The sequence below is a fragment of the Arthrobacter halodurans genome (genome assembly GCF_041877255.1).
Lineage (GTDB): Bacteria > Actinomycetota > Actinomycetes > Actinomycetales > Micrococcaceae > Arthrobacter_N > Arthrobacter_N halodurans.
Window position 1 is genome coordinate 184212 of the sequence record NZ_JBHDLJ010000007.1, and the last position, 16592, is coordinate 200803.

The following is a 16592-nucleotide window of genomic DNA, read 5'->3' on the forward strand; positions in this document are numbered from 1 at the left end:
CCGGCCCCCGTCGCCCCCATCCTAGGAGGACTCCCGCGCGCAAACGCCGAACCCCACGGCCACTCGGGCCTGTTTCCCACCATCGCGTCCGCACACCGCGCGCGTGCGGCACCGTGCCGTATGGTCAAGGGAGGGAGCAACCTCGCTCCTGTCAGGAAGCAGCAGCATTGCTTCCGCCTGAGGAGTCACACGATGGCCGATAAATCCCCCCGACAGACCGCCTCCAAGAAGGTCGGCAAGTCCATCAAGGAAAAGCGCGTCGACAAGAAGGCCAAGGCCGCCGGCAACGCCGCCGCGGAAACCCTGTCCGCCACCAAGAAGCGCTAGGCGCCCGTGGCACTGCAGACCGTCGGCGTTCTCGCCACCACCCGGAAGGCCGACGAACGCCGGCTGCCCATCCATCCCCTGCACCTGGAGCGTATCGACGCCGACCTGCGCGAACGCATGATCCTCGAGCACGGCTACGGCGAGCGGTTCGGCGTCTCCGACGCCCAGCTCGCCCCGCTGGTCGGGCGGCTCGCGTCACGCAGCGAGCTCATTGCCGCGGCGGACGTCGTGCTGTTGCCGAAGCCCCAGGCCGAGGACCTCGCCGAACTCCGCGACGGCCAAACGCTGTGGGGCTGGCCGCACTGCGTGCAGGACCGCGCCCTCACCCAGCTGGCCATCGACAAGCGCCTGACGCTCATCGCCTTCGAGGCCATGAACCACTGGGCGTCCGACGGCGGCTTCGGCCTGCACGTGTTCCACAAGAACAACGAGCTGGCCGGGTACTGCTCGGTGCTGCACTCGCTGGAGCTCATCGGCTCCACCGGCGACTACGGGCGCCGGCTCAGCGCCGTCGTCATCGGGTTCGGGGCCACGGCGCGCGGCGCGGTGACGGCGCTGAACGCGCACGGCATCCACGACGTCGAGGTGCTCACCAGCCGCGGCGTGGCCGCCGTCGGTTCGCCCATCCACTCCGTGCGGATCACGCAGTTCGACCACGACGCGAACGCCCCGTACCTCAGTTCGGTCATCACGGACCGCGGCCGCCTGCCGCTGGCTCCGTACCTGGCGGAGCACGACATCGTCGTCAACTGCACGCTGCAGGACCCCAACGCGCCGCTGACCTACCTGAACGAGGCCGACCTGGGCCTGTTCCGGCCGGGCAGCCTGATCGTCGACGTGTCCTGCGACGAGGGCATGGGCTTCAGCTGGGCGAAGATGACGAGTTTCAAGGAGCCGATGTTCGACGTCGGCGACCACATCCACTACTACGCGGTGGACCACACGCCGTCGTACCTGTGGAACTCGGCCACGTGGGAAATCAGCGAGGCCCTCATGCCGTTCCTGCGCCCCGTGCTGGAGGGGCCGGACAGCTGGGACGCCAACGAGACCATCCGGCGTGCCATCGAGATCCGCGGCGGCGCCGTCGTCAACCCCGCGGTCCTGGCCTTCCAGAACCGCTCGGCGGACTACCCGCACGCGCCGGCCTAGGTCCGCTCAGGCGCGGCCCTTGAGGATGAGGTGCCAGTAGACCTGGGGCAGCACGTGCCGGTCCATGACCCACTGCCAGCGCCGCTCCTTGGCCATCTTCAGCCAGGGGTACGACGGCCGGGGGCGGTACGCGTCGTCGAACTCGGCGAAGAAGGCGGTGCCGCGACTGAGGGTGAACGGGCAAACGGAGTAGCCGTCGTACCGCGCCTGCGGGGCCTGGCCCCGCAGCGCGCCGACGAGGTTCTTCGCGAGGACCTTGACCTGCTTGCGCAGCGCGCCGCCCGACTTCGAGTTCGTCGTCCCGGCCGCGTCGCCGAGCGACCAGACGTTGGGGTAGCGGCGGTGCCGCAGCGTCTCGGGGTCGACCTCGACGAAGCCGCCTTCGTCCCCGGAGGCGGGCAGGTCGGTGTTCTTCAGCCAGTCGGGCGCGGACTGCGGCGGCACCACGTGCAGCAGGTCGTAGGGCACCTCCCGCTCGCCCGCGGGACCGGCGAGCACCACCGTGCGGTCGTCGGCGTCGACGGCGGCGAGCGTCGTCGAGGTCAGCAGCGTCATCCCGTATTCCGCCATCTTGCGCTCGAGCTCGGCGTCGACGTCGGGCATCCCGAAGGCGGTGGGGGTGGGCACCACGAGCGCGACGGCGATGTCCTGCAGCACGCCCTGCTCGCGCCAGTAGTCGCAGGCCATGTAGGCGATCTTCTGCGCCGCGCCGGCGCACTTCGCCGGGCCGGGCGGTTGCGTGAACACGGCCGTCCCGGAGCGCAGGTTGCGCACCAGGTCCCAGGTCTTCGGGGCCAGCTCGGCGTCGTAGTTCGAGGAGCCGTGCGGTCCGGCCATGGCCTCGGCGAGACCGGGCACCGCGTCCCAGTCCAGCTGCAGGCCCGGGCACACCACCAGGTGGTCGTAGGTGACGCGGCCGCCGCCGGCCAGCACGACGGCGTTCTCGCCGGGCAGGATGTCGGTCACCGCGTCGCGGATCCACTCGACGCCGCGCGGCATGACGTCCGCCTGCGGGCGCACCGCCTCGGCCATTTCCGCCGCGCCCGCACCGATGTGGGAGAACAGCGGCTGGAAGTAGTGTGTCTCGCGCGGCTCGATGACGGCGACGTCGCCGATGTTCTTCCGTGTCAGTCGTGCGGCCAGCGAGATCCCGGCGTTTCCGCCGCCGATCACCAGTACCCGGTGGTGCTGTCCCATGCGTTGGAGCTCCTTCGTTGCCGGCCGTGCGCCAGCGGCCAGCCAAGCACGGCATTGGCGGCGGGCGCAAGCGCGGCGCCGGCGCGGACGCGGATGCCGACGCGCCTACACGCGAACGTACGCGGCGCCGTCGAACTGGGCCTCGGCCAGGCGCGCGACGGCGGCGGGGACCACGCGCACGCCCTTCACGAGCGGTTTACCGGCGAGTCCCGCCGAGCGCAGGCTGTTCGCGCACGCGGCGACGGCGACGCCGTCCTCCAGCAGGGTCCGCAGTTCGTCGCCGGCCGGCCCTCCGGCGACGAGCGCCCCAACGGACGGTCCCTGGACCACGATCTCGACGTCGGCCCCGTCCAGTTCGGCGAGTGCGTTGCGGGCCGCCCGGGCCGCGGCGGCGAGATCGGGGAACGGCGGTTCACCCGGGCCGGCCACGTGGAGCAACAGGATGCGCCTCATGCGGCATCCCGCGCGGCGAGGCGGCGGCGGGCCGCCGCGAGCCACCAGCCCAGCGCCGCGGTGCCGGCCAGCGCCGTCCAGGCCCAGCCCGGGACGGCGGCATCGACCGCCGACGACGCCGCGGAAACCGCGTCGAGCACCTCGTGGGGCAGCAGTTCCGGGGCGCTGATGAGGCCGCCGGTGGTCAGCATCGCGGCGCCGACCAGCGAGGTGACCGCCCCGGCGGCGAGTGTGTGGGTGTGCAGGCGCAACGGACCGAACCGGAACGCGCGGCCCCGCAGCCACCGCCAGCGGACGGCGCCGAAGCGACGGACCGCCCCGGCGGCGGCGATGACGGGCAGAACCGTCCCCGCGGCGTAGACGGCGAGCAGCAACCCGCCGGCGAGCGGGCTGCCGCTGCTCAGCACCAGCGTCAGGATCGCGCCCAGGACCGGTCCCGTGCAGAAACCCGCGACGCCGGCCACCGTGCCGAGCAACACGGCCCCGCCGAGGGAGCCGGGGTCGCGGGGCCGGCGCGCGCGCCGGGGCAGGAGGCGCGCGGCGTCGAATCCTCCCCCGAGGACCTGGACCAGGCCCAGCGCCACCACGACCCACCCCGCGGCGACGATCAGCAGCCCGCGGTCGATCGTCAACACGCCGCCCAACCAGCCGACGCCGAGGCCGAGCGGGACCAGCGTGGCGAGCGTCCCGGCGAGGAACGCCACGCCGAGGGCGCCGAGGCGCCGGGTCGACGTCGCCGCGTGTGCGAAGAACGCGGGCAGCAGCATCGCGTTGCACGGGCTGAACAGGCCGAGGATACCCCCGACGAACGCGAAGGCGATTCCCGCCCCCACTACGGCCTCTCCGCCCCGGCCCTGTAGAGCTCGGCGTCGATCGCCGCCTCGAAGTTGGCCAGCGGCTGGGCGCAGACGAACGGCGTCGTGTTGATGAGGAAGACCGGGGTGCTCATGATGCCCAGCGACTCGGCCTCCTCGATGTTGCGCCGCACCGCGTCCTTCACTGCCGGGCTGTCCATGTCGGCGATCAACTTCTCCCCGTCCATCCCCAGCTCCGTGGCCACGGCCCGGAGGTTCTCGTCCCCGAAGTCGGCGTTCGGGGAGATCTTTCCGCCTTCGGCCATGCGGTGGTGGAAGTCCACGTAGCCTCCCTGCAGGGCCGCGGCCTGGGCCGCGTGGGCGCCCGTCAGCGAGGCCTCGCCGAAGAGGTCCAGGTCCCGCCATTCGATGCGCAGCCTGCCGGAGTCGACGTACTCGGTCACGAGGTCCGGCAGCGTGGCGTCGGTCCACTTGGCGCAGAACGGGCACTGGAAGTCCGTGAACGCGACCATGACGACGGGGGCGTCCACGGATCCGATCGCGGTGCCGTCCTGCGGATCGAGCCGGGACACGTCGGGGATGTCCGGTTGCGGCGCCGCGGCACCCGGTGCCGCGGTCGCGGCCGCCGGTGCCTGGGTCTCCGCGGGCGACCGCTCGCCCACCGGCAACTGGGCGCCGATCAGCAGCCCCACGACGAGGGCCACGGGGATCGGGAGGATCCAGAACCACGGCATCTTCCGCCGGGCGGGAGCCGGGCCGACGGGGGTGGGCGCCGCCTCGGTCCGGGGAGCCGCGCGGCCGTTGTCCGGGGTCGATTCGTCCTGATTCATTCCACGTCCTTCGCTGAGCGGCCGCCGGTGGCGACATCCGCATCTACTATGTTGGTTAGTAACACTACTATCATGCATAGTAGAAGGATGCGGCCTCGGTCAGACCACCGACGCCCGGAGGGAACCATGCAGTCGATCGCCCGCTGGACAAAGGACATCGCTCGCCGGATACCCCTGTCCGCCACTGCCCTGCGCTGGTGGGGGGTCCGGCAATGGGGATCCGCCGCCGCCGCGTCGCTGGGCATCGCGCTCCTTCTGGGCTTCGCGACCGTGCTCATCCCCAACGACGTCTTCACCCGGGACATCGCGCCGACTCCCTGGAGCTACCCCGTGTGGCTCGCCACCTCGCTGCTGTCCGGGCTTCTTCTGGCCAGCTACGTCCGGGCCGCGCCGGACCTCGTCCGGGATTCTTCCGCCGTCGAGCCCTCGCACAAGCCGTCCCGCTGGGGGCTCGCCGGCGGCCTTCTGGCCTGGTTCGCCGTCGGCTGCCCGGTGTGCAACAAGATCGCGCTGCTGGCGCTGGGCTATTCCGGGGCCATCACGTACTTCGCGCCGGTGCAGCCCCTGCTGGCCGGTGCCGCCCTCGCGGCCACCGCCCTGGCGCTGGTTTTCCGCCTCTCCGGGCAGGTGGAGTGCCTGCTGCCCGCACGTCCGCGCGGCTCGCTGGAAAGGACCGCGCCATGACCGACGACCCCCGCGCCGGCGTCCTGCCCTTCAACGCCGAGGCCGCGCCGCCGGTCGGCACGCTGGAGCGCCGCGTCCTGGACGCGCTCTGGCGTGACCGGCGCCCGCACACCGCGCGGGACGTGCTGGAGGCCCTGCGGGAGGGCGGCGATCCAGTGCCCGCCTACACCACGGTCGCCACCGTCCTGGGGCATCTCTTCGACAAGGGCCTGCTCACGCGGGAGCTGACGGGACGGGTCTGGTCCTACGAGGCCGCCCTGACCGGCTGTCAGTTCTCCGCGGCCCACATGGTCCGTTCGCTCGCCGAGACCAACGACCGCCAACGCTGCCTCACCCGCTTCGTCGGCATGCTCGACGACGCGGACCGCGAGTTACTGCGCTCCCTGCTCTGACCCGGTCGCCGAGCACCGGCCGGTGCCCGGCCGGTGCTGCTACAGATGCGTCAGGAGACGGAGAACGCGGTCCGCGCGCACCGCGCTGCGGGAGATGAGCTCGGCGTTGACCTCGTCCGTCCCCAGCGCCCATGCCTTGGCGTCCGCGGGCGCCTTGCCGAACTCCTCGTGGCGCCGGATCAGCCGGCCGTGGCGGATCCCCGTCTCAGGCTGCAGGTACCAGGAGGTGTCCAGGCACGCGGCGGCCCGCCCCCAGACCGGGTCGTCGTGCAGCAGGTAGTTCCCCTCCACGACGACCAGCGGGGTGTCCCACGCGACGGGGTTGGCGCAGGCGATCGGCTCCTCGATCTCGCGCCGGAAGACCGGTGCGTAGACCACCGGGTCCGCGGCCGTCTGGCCGGCCAACCGTTCGAGGAGCAGGGCGCATCCCATGGCGTCGAACGTGTCGATGGCACCCTTGCGGTCGCGTTTGCCTTGCGCGACGAGCACCGCGTTGGCTAGGTGGAAGCCGTCCATGGGGACCAGCGTGGACAGCGCCGGACCGAGGGCTGCGACGATGGCGGCCGCCAGGGTCGACTTCCCGGATCCGGGGGCGCCCACGATGCCCAGGATGTGCCGCTGCCCCGGGACGGCCAGGCCCCGCGCGTGCGCCACCAACTCTTCCAGTTCCACGTTCTCGGGGATCACGCGATTTCGCTCCCAGGTCTCGTTGTCGTTCGCGGTCCGCGTCTCGTTGTCGTCCGCGGTCCGCGCGGCCGGGCGGTTCACGGCGTACCCACCGGGGAGTTCCGTCGGGCGCGCAAGGCGTCGAGCCATGCCACCTGTCCGGTGACCTGCACCTTGTCGGCGGTGACCGCGGCCGCGTAGGCCAGCGCCTCGGGGAAGCCGATTCCGGCCTGCACCACCGCGTGGACATAGGCGCCGTGGAAAACGTCCCCCGCCGCCAGGGTGTCGAGGGCCTCGACGGACGGAACCGGGATCCGGCCGGACGCCGGGGATCCCGCGTCGCCACCGTCGACGCTGGCCCACAGCACGGAGTCCCGGCCACGCGTGATCGCGGCCCGTCGAACACCCCTGGCGAGCAGCGCCTCCAGCACGGCCGCGGCATCCGCCGCGCCGGGCATCGTGAAGTCGGCCGAACAGACGACGTCGTCGGCCAGTCCCAGCAACTCCCCCAGGGCGGGTTTCCAGCGCCCCGCGTCGACCACCACGCGCACCCCGGCCGCACGAGCCGCGCGCGCCGCCCACAGGGCGAGCCGGGGATGGTGGCCATCCAGCAGGACGGCGCCGCACCCGTCCAGCGTCGGAGCCCGATCGGGCTCCCCGACGGACAGGCCCGTGCCGTCGGCCGAGACGATCGCCCGGTCCCCCGCCGTCCCGCTGAGGATGATGCTGGAGACCGCGGGGACGGTGTCGTCGGCCCCCCGGTCATCGACCCGCACCCCCGCGGCCTCGACCCTGCCGCGGATCGTCTGCCCCACGGCGTGGCTGCCGAGCGCCGTGCTGAGCAGGGCCGTCCCGCCGAGGGCGGCGTGCGCCATCGCCGCATTCGTGGCGGGCCCGCCCGGCGAGATCTCGTGCCACGTGGACGTGAGCTTCTCGTTGGGCCCCGGCCAGTGGTCCACGCGCTGCAGGACATCGAGGGTGGCCAGTCCGACGAACCACGCCCACCCCGGCTCCGCGCCGCGGCCGGTCCGGCCGCCCTGGCTAGGCCCCACCGTTCTTTTCCTCGTCCGTCGGCTCGAGCGCACCGGTCATCAGTGCCACGACCTCGGCCATGTCCCGGTGCTTCGGGTCCACGACGGCGGCCCGCCGGCCGAGGCGGTGGACGTGGATCCTGTCGGCCACCGCGAAGACGTTGGGCATGTCATGACTGATGAGCACCACGGGGATGCCGCGGTCGCGGATCTTGCGGATGAGTTCGATCACCATGCCGGTTTCGCGCACCCCCAGCGCAGCCGTGGGTTCGTCCATGACGATGACGCGCTTGCCAAAGGCCGCGGTCCGCACGACGGCGACGCCTTGCCGTTGCCCACCGGAGAGGGTCTCGACGTTCTGGGTCACGGACTTGATGCCGATCTTGAGGTCCGCGAGGTGCCCGGCCGCCTCGTGGCGCATCCGCTTCTTGTCCAGCTGGCGGAAGACCGACCCCAGGATGCCGGGCTTGCGGAGCTCGCGTCCCAGATAGACGTTGGTGGCGATGTCCAACGCCGGGATGACGGCGAGGTCCTGATAGACCGTTTCGATCCCGGCGGCCCGCGCGTCGAGGGTGTTCCGGAAGCTCACCTGCCGTCCGTCGAGGCTGATGGATCCCTCGTCGGGCGTCAGGGCGCCGGTCAGCGCCTTGATAAGGCTGGACTTGCCAGCCCCGTTGTCGCCGATCACGGCGAGCACCTCGCCCGCGCGCAGATCGAAGTCCGCACCGTTGATGGCGGTGACGCTTCCGTAGCGCTTGACGAGGCCGCGCGCGCTCAGCACGGTTTCCGGGTTCGTTTCCGGCGCGCTCATGCCGCCCTCCGTCGGGCGACCTGGTCCAGCGTCACGGCCGCGATGACCAGGATGCCGGTGGCGATGTTCTGGTACAGGGCGTCCACGCCGGCCGCGGTCAGGCCGCTGCGCAGGACACTGACGATCAGCATGCCGATCAGCGTCCCGAACACGCTGCCGCGCCCGCCGAAGAGGCTGGTCCCGCCGATGACGACCGCGGTGATGGTTTCCAGGTTCGCCTGCTGGAAGGCGTTGGGATCCGCGACGGGTATCCGCCCCATGGCGGCCCAGGCCGCGACCGCCGCGATGAGCCCGGCGAGCGCGTACACGAGGAACAGGGTCTTGCGCGTCTTGATGCCGACCAGCGCGGCCGCCTGCGGGTTCCCGCCCACGGCATAGATGTGCTGCCCGGTGGCCGTCTGCGTGAGCATGTACCAGACCACCACGTACACCGCCAGCATCGCGAGCACGCCGTAGGTGGTCATGAAGACCCCGAGGTCCAGCGATTCGCCCAGCGCGGTCTGGACTCCGTCGATGGCGGCGTACGTCTGTGAACCGGCGTAGAGCTGGGTGGCCGCGAAGAAGACGGTGAAGGTGCCCAGCGTGACGATGAACGGCGGCAGGTTGAGCACGGCAACCAGCACGCCGTTGATGGACCCGGCCGCGACGCAGACGACCACGGTCGCGAGCAGGCCCACCACCGGGCCGTAGGCCAGTCCGACCTTGGCCATGACCAGCGTTCCCAGGATCGCGACCGCTCCGATGGACAGGTCGATGCCGCCGGTGAGGATGATGAGCGTCTGGCCCACCGCCAGGATGCCGATGACCACCGACTGCTGGAGCAGGAGCGAGAGGTTCCCGGTGGAGAGGAAGTTGTCCGTGGCCACGCTGAAGACCACGACGGCGATGAGTAGCGCCGTGAGCGGCCCCAGAAGCGGTTGTCGGATGAATTCGCGCAGCCGGGCTCCCTTGAGCGCTGTCGGCGGCACGGTTTCGGTGGATCGCGAGGTCATGTGGTTCTCCCGTGGTGGAGGGGTGGAGGGTCTGTCGGCGGTCTCAGCCCCAGCAGTTGTCCATGCCCCACGTGGTGTCCTCGGAATCGACGCCCTCGATCGGCGTGTTGGTGATAATCACCGTGCCCGTGTCGGTGAAGCCGGAGGGCTTGGTGCCGGACGCCGCGTATTCGACGACGGCCTTGACACCCTCCGCGGCCATCGTGCCCGGGAACTGCATGACGGTGGCCCCGATGACACCCTTCTCGACGTTCTCCACACCCGTGCAGCTGCCATCGATCGACCCGATGACGATCTGGTCCTCCTTGCCGGCCGACTTGATGGCCTGGTACGCGCCCGCGGCGGCGGGCTCGTTGATCGTGTAGAGCGCGTTCGCGTCCGGGACGCGCTGGAGGAGGTTCTCCATGGCCGTCTGGGCCTTGGTCTGGTCGCCGTTGGTGTTTTCCTGGCCCTTGATCTCCGGCGCGCCCTCCTCGAGGCCCATGCCCTCCAGGAATCCGTCGTGGCGGAAGGTGTCCACGGTGCCGCCGGGCGTTCCGTCGAGCAGGATGACGCTGGGTTCCTTGTCCCCCAGTGCCGCCTTCACGTAGCTTCCCTGCAGGACCCCGGCCTTCTTGTTGTCGGTGGCGAACGTCGCGTCGACGGCGTCTTCGGGCTCGGTGGCGGTGTCGAGCGCGATGACGACGACGCCGGCTTCGCGCGCCTTCTCGATGGCGGCGAGGATTCCGGTCGAGGAGTTCGGCGTGATGAGGATGCCCTTGACGCCCTGGGCGACGAGGTTCTCGATCGCGGCGACCTGGCCCTCGTTGTCGCCGTCGAACTTCCCCGCCAGCGCGACCACCTCGGCGCCCTCCGCCTCGGCGGCCTCCTGCGCGGACTCGCGGAGCTTGACGAAGAACGGGTTGGTGTCGGTCTTGGTGACGAGGCCGATCTTGACGTCGCCCGCCGCTTCGCCGGAGGAACCCGAGGCGCCCGCGTCGTCGTTCGAACCCGAGCCGCAGGCACCCAACGTGAGCGCGAGCAGGCCGACGGAGGCGGCGCCGATGGCCTTGGTGAAAACCTTCATGATGACTCCCTTGTCAGTGCGTTGCATGAGAGGCCTGTGGTGTGCGTCACCCCGCCCCGTGGTCGCCACAGTAGGGGTACGCAAGCGCTTGCGCAAGCGCTTGCGTGAAATTGGTCACACCCGCCTATAGTGGGGACATGATCCTGCCTGGGACGGCCCCGTGACGACGATGAACGACGTCGCACGCCTCGCGCGCGTGTCCGGATCGACGGTCTCGCACGTTCTCAACGGGACGAGGGCCGTCAGCGACGACGCGAGGCGCCGCGTCGAGAACGCGATCGAGCAGACGGGCTACCGGCGCAACGGGCTCGCGCGCTCGCTGGCCACGCAGCGCACGCACACCCTGGGTCTGGCCATCTCCGTGCTCAGCAACCCCTATTTCGGCAGCCTGGTGAACGCCATCGAGAAGGAGGCCACGGCCGCCGGCTACACGATCGTGCTGGCCGACACGCACGACGACCCGCAGAGTGAACTGCGCGCCGTGGGTTCCCTGCTCGACCGCCGCATCGACGGGCTGCTGCTGGCCCCCGCGGTCGGCGACGGCGCGGACAGCCGCATCCTGTCCGTCATCCGGGAGTCCAAGACGCCGCTGGTGCTCATCGACCGGTTCGTCGACTTCCCGTGCGACCAGTTCGCTCCCGAGAACCACGAGCCCGTCCGCGCCCTCACCCGGCACCTGCTCGAGCTCGGGCACCGCCGCATCGCCGCCGTCACCGGCGTCGAGGGGCTGAGCACCACCCGGGAGCGCACCGAGGGCTTCCTGCGCGCCCTGGGCGACGCCGGGCTCGACCCGGGCGACGCGCTCGTGGCCTCCGGCCTGTCGACCGTGGACGGCGCCTACGCGGCGGCGCGGCTGCTGCTCGACGAGCCGGATCCTCCCACCGCCGTCGTCAGCCTCAACAACGCCATGACGATCGGCGTGATGAAGGCGCTCCGGGAACGCGGCCTCCAGGTCCCCCGCGACGTGGCGCTCGTGGGGTTCGACGACTTCGAATGGGCCGACTCGTTCGAGCCCCGGCTGACGACCATGGCCCAGGACATCGAGACCATGGGGTCCCTGGCCATGCAGTCGCTCCTGGCGAGAATCGCGGGGACGGATGCTCCGTACACCCGGCAGAGCATCGCGCCCGCGTTCAGGCATCGCGGGTCCTGCGGCTGCGTCGGCTGACCCCGCTTCGTCCACCGAGTCCACCACCTCCACCAAGGAGCACCACATGCCCATCGCTTCCCCCGAGCAGTACTCGGGACTCATCCGCAGCGCGAAGGACCACGGCTACGCGTTGCCGGCGATCAACGTGACGTCGTCCCAGACGCTGAACGCGGCTTTGGACGGATTCGCCGAGGCGGAGAGCGACGGCATCATCCAGATTTCCCTGGGCACGGCGCTGTACCTGTCCGGCAACCGTGTCCAGGATCGCGTCGCCGGCACGCTCGCCCTCGCCGCCTACGCGCACGAGGTCGCCTCCCGGTACCCGGTCACGGTGGCGCTGCACACCGACCACTGCCCCGAGGAGCATCTCGACGACTGGGTGCGCCCCCTGCTCGCGCACTCCGCCGGGCGGGTGGCCCGCGGGCTCGACCCGCTGGTGCAGTCCCACATGTGGGACGGTTCGGCGGTCCCCCTCGACCGCAACCTGGACATCGCCGAGGAGCTCCTCGAGCTCTCGCGGGCCGCCAAGACGCTCCTGGAGATCGAGGTCGGCGTCGTCGGGGGCGAGGAGGACGGCATCGTGGGAGCCATCGACGAGAAGCTCTATTCGACGGTGGCGGACGCGCGTGCGACCGTCCGCCGGCTGGGCACCGGCGAGGACGGCGAGTACCTCACGGCGCTGACGTTCGGCAACGTCCACGGTGTCTACAAGCCGGGCGGCGTGCATCTGCGCCCCGAGATCCTCGGGGAGATCCAGGCGGCCATCGGCGCGGAAACGGGGACGGAAAAACCCTTCAACCTAGTCTTCCACGGCGGATCCGGATCCAGCCGGGACGAGATCGCCGCCGCCGTCGCCCACGGCACGGTCAAGATGAACATCGACACGGATACCCAGTACGCGTTCACCCGCTCCATCGCCGGCCACATGATGTCGCACTACGACTCCGTGTTGAAGATCGACGGCGAGGTCGGCAACAAGAAGCACTACGACCCGCGCAGCTGGGGCAAGCCGGCCGAGCGTGCCATGGCCCTGCGCGTCGTCGAGGCCGCCGAACAGCTGGGCTCGGCCGGCCGGTCCCGCTAAAGAGGCAGCACGCCGGCGCCCTTCAGGTTCTTCATGACGATGGTGCTGGTCAGCTTCTCCACGCCCGGGAGCGCCACCAGCACCTCGTCGTAGAAGCGCTGGTACGCGGGAAGGTCCTCGGCGATGACCTTGAGCAGGAAGTCGGGCTCGCCGAACAGCCGCGAGGCCTCGACCACCCGGTCCGTGGCGACGACCGCCTCCTCGAACGCCAGCATGTTCTGCCGGTCGCGCAGGGTGACGAACACCAGCGCCTGGAAGCCCAGCCCCACGCTCGCCGGATCCACCACCGCGCGGTAGCCCTGGACGACCCCGGAGGACTCGAGCTCCCTGAGCCGCCGGTGGCACGGGGCGACCGTCAGGCCCACCTCCGCCGCGAGGGCGGTGGCGGTCATTCGCCCGTCTTGTTGGAGCCTGCGCAAAATACTTCTGTCGATGGCGTCGATCACGCACAAACCGTATCGCCGAACCCGCTTGCGGCGCACCTCTTGGACAGCACATTTCGCGTTCTTTTTCCTACGCTGGAGAGGCACCATCCCACCCACTCCAGGAGCCGCCCCGTGGACCCCCAGTCGATCCTTGGATTCGCCGTCGTCTCCGTGGCCCTGGCCCTCACTCCCGGGGCCGACTGGGCGTACTCGATCTCCGCCGGCCTGGGCCGCCGCCGGGTGGCGCCCGCGGTCGCGGGCCTCTGCGCGGGGTATCTGGTGCACACCGCGTTGATCGTCGCCGGCCTCGCCGCGCTCATCGCCGCACGCCCGGAGCTGCTGGCCGGCCTGACGGTGCTCGGGGCCGCGTACCTGCTCTGGCTCGGCATCACGACGGCGCGCTCGTGGCGCGGCGCGGGCTTCGCGCCGCACGACGCCGGATCCGCCGTCGTGCCCGCAGCGTCGCCCGCCGCCGTGCCCCGCGACGCCGCGGCGGACCGCCGCAGCTTCCTCGCGGGGCTCGGCACGAGCGCGACCAACCCCAAGGCGCTCCTGCTGTACCTGGCGCTCATTCCCCAGTTCGTCGGCGCGGACCAGGCGCTGCCGGTCCCCGTGCAGACGGGGATCCTGGGGCTGTCGCACTTCGCGGTGTCGGTAGCCGTGTACAGCCTGGTCGCCCACGGCGCGCGCCGCCTCCTTCGCTCCCGGCCCGGCGCCGCCCGGGGCGTGACACTGGCCAGCGGCCTCGTGATGACCGTCCTGGGCGCGGTGCTCCTGGCCGAGCAGCTTCCGGGCCTGATCGACGGCGCCGGCCGCGTCGCGGCCGCGCTGCGCTGACCGCGGGTTACCGGGCGCCGCTCGGCCAGGCACGGTTTCGAAGGTGGCGCCTAGGCCGGCGTGCCCTCCTCGTGGCGCATCGCCGCGTCGATCTGCCCCGCATCCATGCCCAGGAGCCCGCCGAGGACCTCCGCGGTGTGTTCCCCCAGGTCCGGCCCCAGGTTTCGGATGGGCAGGGAACGCCCGTCGAGCACCGGGACGATGCCCGGGAACCCGACCCCGGTGAGCATTTCCTCGCCGGTGGAGACGTCGAACTTCTGGATCATGTTCCGCGCCGCGTACTGCTCGTCGGCCACGATGTCCGCGGCGGTGTAAATGGGCCCGGCCGGCACGCCGGCGGCGTCGAGGGCCGCGAGAGCGTCCGCGGCGGTCAGCGTGCGGGACCACTCCCCGATCGCCGCGTCCAGTTCCTCGCGCCGGCCCCAGCGCTCGGCGTTGGTCTGCAGGCCGGGGTCCGCGCCGAGGTCCGGGCGCCCGATGGTCTCCATGTAGCGGTGGTAGATCGAGTCCCCGTTCCCGGCGACGACGATGCTGGTCCCGTCCGCGCAGACGTACGCGTTGGACGGCGCGATGCCCTCCATGCGTCCGCCGACGCGCTCGCGCCGATCGCCGTAGGCCTCGTAGTCGGGGATCAGCGACTCCATCATGGAAAACATCGCCTCGTGCAGGGCGACGTCGATGACCCGCCCGGTGAGCCCGACCGCCCCCGACCCCGCCTGGCGGCGCGCGTCCCTCTGGAAGAGGCCCATGACGGAACCGAACGCCGCGTAGAGCCCGGCGATCGAGTCCCCGATGGAGACACCGACCCGGACCGGCGCGCGGTCGGGATCCCCGACGAGGTTGCGGAAGCCGCTGTAGGCCTCCGCGACGGCGGCGAAACCGGGACGCTGGGACAGGGGCCCCGTCTGTCCGAACGCGGAGATGCGCGTGATGACCAGCTCGGGGTTGGCCTCGTTGAGGACCTCGGGGCCGAGTCCCCACTTCTCCAAGGTGCCCGGACGGAAGTTCTCCAGCAGGATGTCGCAGTGCCCGACGAGTTCGAGGACCGCCGCGCGCCCGGCCTCGCCCCGCAGGTCCAGCACCACGGACTTCTTGTTGCGGTTGAGCGTCCGGTAGAGCATCGACGTCGTCCCCTTGCGGAGGCGCCAGTTGCGCAGCTCGTCGCCGGTGCCCGGCCGCTCGACCTTGATCACCTCGGCCCCGAAGTCCGCCAGCAGTCGTCCCGCCGTGGGCGCCGCGATGTAGTTGCCGAGTTCCAGGACGCGCACCCCTTTCAGGGGTGCGATCGGTTCATTGACCATGGGACTCCTTCGTCGGTTCGGCAGCGGGTCCGGTGCGGATCGGGTCATCCGGCCACCGGGTTCGCGATCCGCCGACGATCGCGGGGTTGACCGCACTGTGTTGACCGCACTGTATTGAGTTCGCCCGCGGGTCTCGTGCCGCGGACACGACGCTAACAGCAGCCCACGCCACGCTCAACGGTTGTTGCCGCGCCGCGTCGGGCCCATGCGCCGCGATCTGGCCGCTATGCTGACTCCGTCCGTCCGGCTCGACGGCGATCCACGGCTTCTTGGGGGGACATGCCGCACGGTGGAGGGGAAGGCTACGACCCGGTGGGCGCGCGGGACATCCGCGCCGCGCGGAGGGCCCGCAAGCGCCGGATGCGCACCGGACGACGCCGTGGCGCGCCGCGGACCGCGTTGGCGATCGCCTTCGTGGCGTTCCTCGTCTTCGGGCCCCAGCTGATCGAACGCTACCTCGTGCCCGCGGTCGAACCGTACCTGCCCGGCGCAGACGTGCCCCCGCGCGGCGTCGACGCCGCCGAGCGGCCACTCGGCAGCCCTCCCGCCGCCGGCGATTCGACGTCGTACCGGCTCTTCCCCGCGCCGGACGACGGCCAGGAGTTCCTCGCGTACGACCCCTGCCGCCCCGTCCACTACGTGGTCCGGCCGGACCACGCGCCGCCCGGTTCCGACGCGCTGGTTCGCGAGGCCGTCGCCGAGGTCGCGGCGGCCACCGGCCTGCGGTTCGTGGACGACGGCGCAACCGACGAGGCCCCGTCCGACGACCGCGAATTATATCAGCCCGACAGGTACGGCAAGAAGTGGGCACCGGTCCTCATCGCGTGGTCGACGCCGGAGCACAACCCCGAGCTCGCGGGGGACATCGCCGGCATGGGCGGCAGCAGCTACACCTCGACGGCGGGCAGCCCGTGGGTCTTCGTGGCGGGGCAGGTCGAGCTCGACGCGCCGGACCTCGCGGACCTGATGGACCACCCCCTCGGGCGCGAGCACGTGCGGGCGATCATCATGCACGAGCTAGGGCACGTCGTCGGGCTGGACCACGTCGACGACCCGACCCAGCTGATGCACGCCGACGCCAACAACGTGACGCGCTTCGGCGACGGCGACCTGGCCGGCCTCGCACGCCTCGGTGCGGGGGCCTGCGTCCCGGAGCTGTAGCCGCCTCCCCCGCGCGCGCCGCGTCGAACGCGTTTTACGGGCCCGCGGATGAGATATCGACGGGGGCCCGCGCGTCTTGGCGCTCCTTTGCCTTTTTTTGTTCCCGCGGCCGTGCCCGCGCCGCCGCCCGGTTCTTGTTCCCGCCAGGGTTCCCGTGCCGCGGGGTGTCCCAAACTGTCGGTACCGGCTTCTAGCGTTAACCCATGGACGCGAACCCGGAC

The 16592-nt window shown here is 71.3% G+C and carries 19 protein-coding genes; 8 read left to right on the top strand and 11 right to left on the bottom strand.

All coding sequences use genetic code 11. The annotated features are described in order from the left end of the window. Positions 1 to 192 precede the first annotated feature (192 nt). Both ACETWP_RS10695 and ACETWP_RS10700 read left to right on the top strand, forming a co-directional pair. The gene (locus tag ACETWP_RS10695; protein WP_373972226.1) at positions 193 to 327 is read left to right on the top strand and encodes a hypothetical protein; all 135 of its coding nucleotides are present in this window, start codon (positions 193 to 195) and stop codon (positions 325 to 327) included. Between the two features lie 6 nt (positions 328 to 333). Continuing rightward, the gene (locus tag ACETWP_RS10700; RefSeq protein WP_373972227.1) at positions 334 to 1476 is read left to right on the top strand and encodes a N(5)-(carboxyethyl)ornithine synthase; all 1143 of its coding nucleotides are present in this window, start codon (positions 334 to 336) and stop codon (positions 1474 to 1476) included. Between the two features lie 6 nt (positions 1477 to 1482). Here ACETWP_RS10700 and ACETWP_RS10705 read toward each other — a convergent pair whose 3' ends face one another. The 4 genes from ACETWP_RS10705 to ACETWP_RS10720 all read right to left on the bottom strand — a co-directional run bounded on the left by ACETWP_RS10705 (position 1483) and on the right by ACETWP_RS10720 (position 4771). Continuing rightward, entirely contained in the window at positions 1483 to 2673 is a 1191-nt protein-coding gene (locus tag ACETWP_RS10705; protein WP_373972228.1) for an NAD(P)/FAD-dependent oxidoreductase, read from the bottom strand. Between the two features lie 105 nt (positions 2674 to 2778). Then, on the bottom strand, positions 2779 to 3126 hold the full coding sequence (locus ACETWP_RS10710) for a DsrE family protein (protein ID WP_373972229.1): 348 nt from the start codon (positions 3124 to 3126) through the stop codon (positions 2779 to 2781). Continuing rightward, positions 3123 to 3959, bottom strand: coding sequence for a cytochrome c biogenesis CcdA family protein (locus ACETWP_RS10715; RefSeq protein WP_373972230.1), 837 nt, complete (start codon positions 3957 to 3959; stop codon positions 3123 to 3125). The genes ACETWP_RS10710 and ACETWP_RS10715 overlap by 4 nt, the downstream gene beginning before the upstream one ends. After that, positions 3959 to 4771, bottom strand: coding sequence for a DsbA family protein (locus tag ACETWP_RS10720; protein WP_373972231.1), 813 nt, complete (start codon positions 4769 to 4771; stop codon positions 3959 to 3961). The genes ACETWP_RS10715 and ACETWP_RS10720 overlap by 1 nt, the downstream gene beginning before the upstream one ends. A gap of 126 nt (positions 4772 to 4897) precedes the next feature. On the opposite strand from ACETWP_RS10720, the gene ACETWP_RS10725 reads away from it, so the two are divergent. Next, positions 4898 to 5455 (top strand): hypothetical protein, encoded by a 558-nt coding sequence (locus ACETWP_RS10725; protein ID WP_373972232.1) that lies wholly within the window; start codon positions 4898 to 4900, stop codon positions 5453 to 5455. After that, on the top strand, positions 5452 to 5847 hold the full coding sequence (locus ACETWP_RS10730; RefSeq protein WP_373972233.1) for a BlaI/MecI/CopY family transcriptional regulator: 396 nt from the start codon (positions 5452 to 5454) through the stop codon (positions 5845 to 5847). Before ACETWP_RS10725 ends, ACETWP_RS10730 begins: the two co-directional genes overlap by 4 nt. A gap of 39 nt (positions 5848 to 5886) precedes the next feature. On the opposite strand, the gene ACETWP_RS10735 is transcribed toward ACETWP_RS10730, so the two are convergent. Genes ACETWP_RS10735 through ACETWP_RS10755 form a run of 5 tightly spaced genes read right to left on the bottom strand, consistent with a single transcriptional unit; the run spans position 5887 to position 10413 of the window. Then, positions 5887 to 6615: a nucleoside/nucleotide kinase family protein gene (locus ACETWP_RS10735; protein ID WP_373972234.1), complete on the bottom strand. Its 729-nt coding sequence runs from the start codon at positions 6613 to 6615 to the stop codon at positions 5887 to 5889. Next, positions 6612 to 7565, bottom strand: a complete 954-nt coding sequence (locus tag ACETWP_RS10740; protein WP_373972235.1) for a PfkB family carbohydrate kinase — start codon at positions 7563 to 7565, stop codon at positions 6612 to 6614. Before ACETWP_RS10740 ends, ACETWP_RS10735 begins: the two co-directional genes overlap by 4 nt. Next, positions 7555 to 8355: an ATP-binding cassette domain-containing protein gene (locus ACETWP_RS10745; RefSeq protein ID WP_373972237.1), complete on the bottom strand. Its 801-nt coding sequence runs from the start codon at positions 8353 to 8355 to the stop codon at positions 7555 to 7557. Before ACETWP_RS10745 ends, ACETWP_RS10740 begins: the two co-directional genes overlap by 11 nt. Continuing rightward, the gene (locus ACETWP_RS10750) at positions 8352 to 9347 is read right to left on the bottom strand and encodes an ABC transporter permease (protein ID WP_373972238.1); all 996 of its coding nucleotides are present in this window, start codon (positions 9345 to 9347) and stop codon (positions 8352 to 8354) included. The genes ACETWP_RS10745 and ACETWP_RS10750 overlap by 4 nt, the downstream gene beginning before the upstream one ends. 43 nt (positions 9348 to 9390) lie before the next feature. Continuing rightward, positions 9391 to 10413, bottom strand: coding sequence for a substrate-binding domain-containing protein (locus ACETWP_RS10755; protein ID WP_373972239.1), 1023 nt, complete (start codon positions 10411 to 10413; stop codon positions 9391 to 9393). Between the two features lie 169 nt (positions 10414 to 10582). Between ACETWP_RS10755 and ACETWP_RS10760 the strand changes: the two genes are divergently transcribed. Next, positions 10583 to 11581, top strand: coding sequence for a LacI family DNA-binding transcriptional regulator (locus tag ACETWP_RS10760; protein WP_373972251.1), 999 nt, complete (start codon positions 10583 to 10585; stop codon positions 11579 to 11581). Between the two features lie 46 nt (positions 11582 to 11627). Beyond that, entirely contained in the window at positions 11628 to 12647 is a 1020-nt protein-coding gene (fbaA, locus tag ACETWP_RS10765; protein WP_373972240.1) for a class II fructose-bisphosphate aldolase, read from the top strand. Here the strand turns inward: fbaA and ACETWP_RS10770 are convergent. Next, a complete protein-coding gene (locus ACETWP_RS10770) occupies positions 12644 to 13093 on the bottom strand; it encodes an Lrp/AsnC family transcriptional regulator (RefSeq protein WP_373972241.1) in 450 nt (149 codons plus the stop codon). The two genes, fbaA and ACETWP_RS10770, sit on opposite strands and share 4 nt — an antisense overlap. A gap of 111 nt (positions 13094 to 13204) precedes the next feature. Here ACETWP_RS10770 and ACETWP_RS10775 point away from each other — a divergent pair, with 111 nt between their 5' ends. Further along, entirely contained in the window at positions 13205 to 13909 is a 705-nt protein-coding gene (locus ACETWP_RS10775) for a LysE family translocator (RefSeq protein ID WP_373972242.1), read from the top strand. Positions 13910 to 13959: 50 nt separating this feature from the next. Here ACETWP_RS10775 and ACETWP_RS10780 read toward each other — a convergent pair whose 3' ends face one another. Beyond that, a complete protein-coding gene (locus ACETWP_RS10780) occupies positions 13960 to 15210 on the bottom strand; it encodes a CaiB/BaiF CoA transferase family protein (protein ID WP_373972243.1) in 1251 nt (416 codons plus the stop codon). Positions 15211 to 15489: 279 nt separating this feature from the next. On the opposite strand from ACETWP_RS10780, the gene ACETWP_RS10785 reads away from it, so the two are divergent. After that, positions 15490 to 16371 carry a matrixin family metalloprotease gene (locus tag ACETWP_RS10785; RefSeq protein ID WP_373972244.1) on the top strand — a complete coding sequence of 294 codons (882 nt, stop codon included), beginning with the start codon at positions 15490 to 15492 and terminating at the stop codon, positions 16369 to 16371. The last annotated feature ends 221 nt before the right edge of the window (positions 16372 to 16592 follow it).